This window comes from Dapis purpurea BLCC-M126, assembly GCF_050015975.1.
GTDB lineage: Bacteria > Cyanobacteriota > Cyanobacteriia > Cyanobacteriales > Microcoleaceae > Trichodesmium.
This window is the reverse complement of sequence record NZ_JBNHER010000153.1, coordinates 23,814-26,234: the sequence shown is the minus strand read 5'-3', so window position 1 is coordinate 26,234 and position 2,421 is coordinate 23,814. Positions and strand designations below refer to the sequence as shown.

Sequence of the window (2,421 nt, the reverse complement as noted above, 5' to 3'; positions counted from 1 at the left end):
AGGAAAGCAATCCCATTAAAATAACTAATAAAATTCAACTATGCGAGATTGCTTCGGGGGATTAGTTGACTTGACTACAAAAGTTACTGTGGCAAACTCCCCTCGCAATGACAATTTTCTCTTAGTTTGTCATTGCGAGGAACGTTTGCGTAGCATTCCGTAGGAAAGCAATCCCATTAAAATAACTAATAAAATTCAACTATGCGAGATTGCTTCGGGGGATTAGTTGACTTGACTACAAAAGTTACTGTGGCAAACTCCCCTCGCAATGACAATTTTCTCTTAGTTTGTCATTGCGAGGAACGTTTGCGTAGCATTCCGTAGGAAAGCAATCCCATTAAAATAACTAATAAAATTCAACTATGCGAGATTGCTTCGGGGGATTAGTTGACTTGACTACAAAAGTTACTGTTGCTCAAACGCCCCTGGCAATGACAATTTTATATTTAAAATGACTTAATCATAATAATTAATTTTCCCTAACTTCCATGAACACAAAACAAAACCAAAATTACCAATATCAAGTAGGAGGAAGTTTACCTGCTGATGCTCCTAGTTATGTGAAGCGAGAAGCAGATGAAAATCTTTATGATGCCCTCAAATTAGGAGACTTTTGTTATGTGTTGAACTGCCGACAAATGGGAAAGTCAAGTTTAATGTTACGGACTAAGGCGAGATTAGAAAAAGAAGGGTTTGCCTGTGCTGCAATTGACTTAACTGATGTGGGTAGTCAGGAAATTAATGCGAAGCAATGGTATCGGGGTATTATTCAAGAATTAGTCAGCAATTTTGACTTGACTATTAATCGGCGGGCGTGGTTAAAAGAAAGAGAATATTTATCTCCTGTACAACAATTTAGGGATTTTTTAAAAGAAGTTTTGCTTGGGGAAGTTGGGGAAAATATTGTCATTTTTGTTGATGAGATAGATAGTTTAATTAGTCTGGATTTTCCCACCGATGATTTCTTTGCTCTGATTCGTGCTTGTCATAATAAACGGGCAGAAAATCCTGAATATAAACGATTATCTTTTGCTTTATTTGGGGTGGCAACTCCTTCTAATTTAATCGCGGATAAAACTCGGACTCCTTTTAATATTGGTAAGGCGATAGAGTTAACAGGTTTTAGTTTTGCAGAAGCAAAATATTTCCTAACTCCTGGTTTAGAAAGTCGGGTAGAAAATCCAGAACAGGTATTAGCTGAAATTTTAGAATGGACTGGTGGGCAACCTTTTTTAACTCAAAAATTGTGTCAAATAATTGTTAAAAATAATGATAGTCGTACTCCCGATGTAGCAGAGTTGGTTCAGACTTATATTATTAATAATTGGGAATCTCACGATAACCCAGAACATTTACGGACAATTCGCGATCGCCTCTTGGTAAATGAAAAACGGGCAAGTCGGTTGTTAGGGTTGTATCAGCAAGTTTTGAATTCGATCCCCCTTCCGTCCCCCTTGGAAAGGGGGAGACTAGAGGAAGAAATTCCCCTTCCGTCCCCTTTGGAAAGTGGGAAACTAGAAGAAGAAAAGCCCACCCTTTCAAAGGGGGGGTTGGGGGGGATAAAAGCCACTGAGACCCCAGAACAAATGGAACTCCGCCTCACAGGTTTGGTTATCAAACGTCAAGACCAGTTGCAGGTTATGAATTATATTTATCAAGAAGTATTTAATCTCCAGTGGGTAGAAGAGGAGTTAGCCAAGTTACGCCCCTACTCTGAGGCGTTTGCTGCTTGGCAAAAGTCGGGATGTCAAGATGAGTCGCGACTGTTGCGGGGTGAAACTTTGGCTGATGCTTTGGTGTGGTCTGGGGATAAAAGTTTGAGCGATCGCGACTATCGCTTTTTGACTGCTTCTCAGGAGTTGGATAAACAGGCGATCGAACTAGAAAAGTCGGAAATACAGATAAAATTGGATGCTCAGGTAAAAGCAAACCAGATATTAGAAGAGGCGAAGCAGAAAGCGGATCTGAAGTTAGCGGAAGCCGAAGCAGTAGGTAAAAGTATTATCTCTAAATCATTATCTAACTCTGGTAAACATTTTGAGGGGTTACTGCAAGCTTTGAGAGCAGCCAGACAACTACCACTTCCTAACCAAATATTCCAACCTCAAGCAAATAGCAAAATGCAAATAACAGATGCTCTGAGTCAAGCTATATACATAATAGAAAAGTACCGAGAGCGTAACCGCCTTCAAGGCCATGAAAGTCCGGTCAATAGTGTAGCATTTAGCCCCGATGGAGAGACTATTGCCACTGCAAGTGGTGACAAAACAGTGAAGTTGTGGAACTGTCAGGGAAAAGTATTGCAAACTTTGCAGGGGCATAAGAAAGGGGTCTTGGGTGTAGCATTTAGCCCCGATGGAGAGACTATTGCTACTGCAAGCGGTGACAAAACAGTCAAGTTGTGGAACCGTCAGGGGAAAT

General features: G+C 40.5%; 3 protein-coding genes. All 3 read left to right on the top strand.

Annotated features, from left to right (window positions below; translation table 11 throughout):
* Positions 1–40 precede the first annotated feature (40 nt).
* Positions 41–163, top strand: a complete 123-nt coding sequence (locus ACP6PL_RS13945) for a hypothetical protein (RefSeq protein WP_426545863.1) — start codon at positions 41–43, stop codon at positions 161–163.
* 38 nt (positions 164–201) lie between these two features.
* Positions 202–324, top strand: coding sequence for a hypothetical protein (locus tag ACP6PL_RS13940; protein WP_426545863.1), 123 nt, complete (start codon positions 202–204; stop codon positions 322–324).
* Positions 325–488: 164 nt separating this feature from the next.
* Positions 489–2,421: AAA-like domain-containing protein (locus ACP6PL_RS13935; RefSeq protein WP_426545862.1), on the top strand; the 1,933-nt coding region annotated here is incomplete at its 3' end.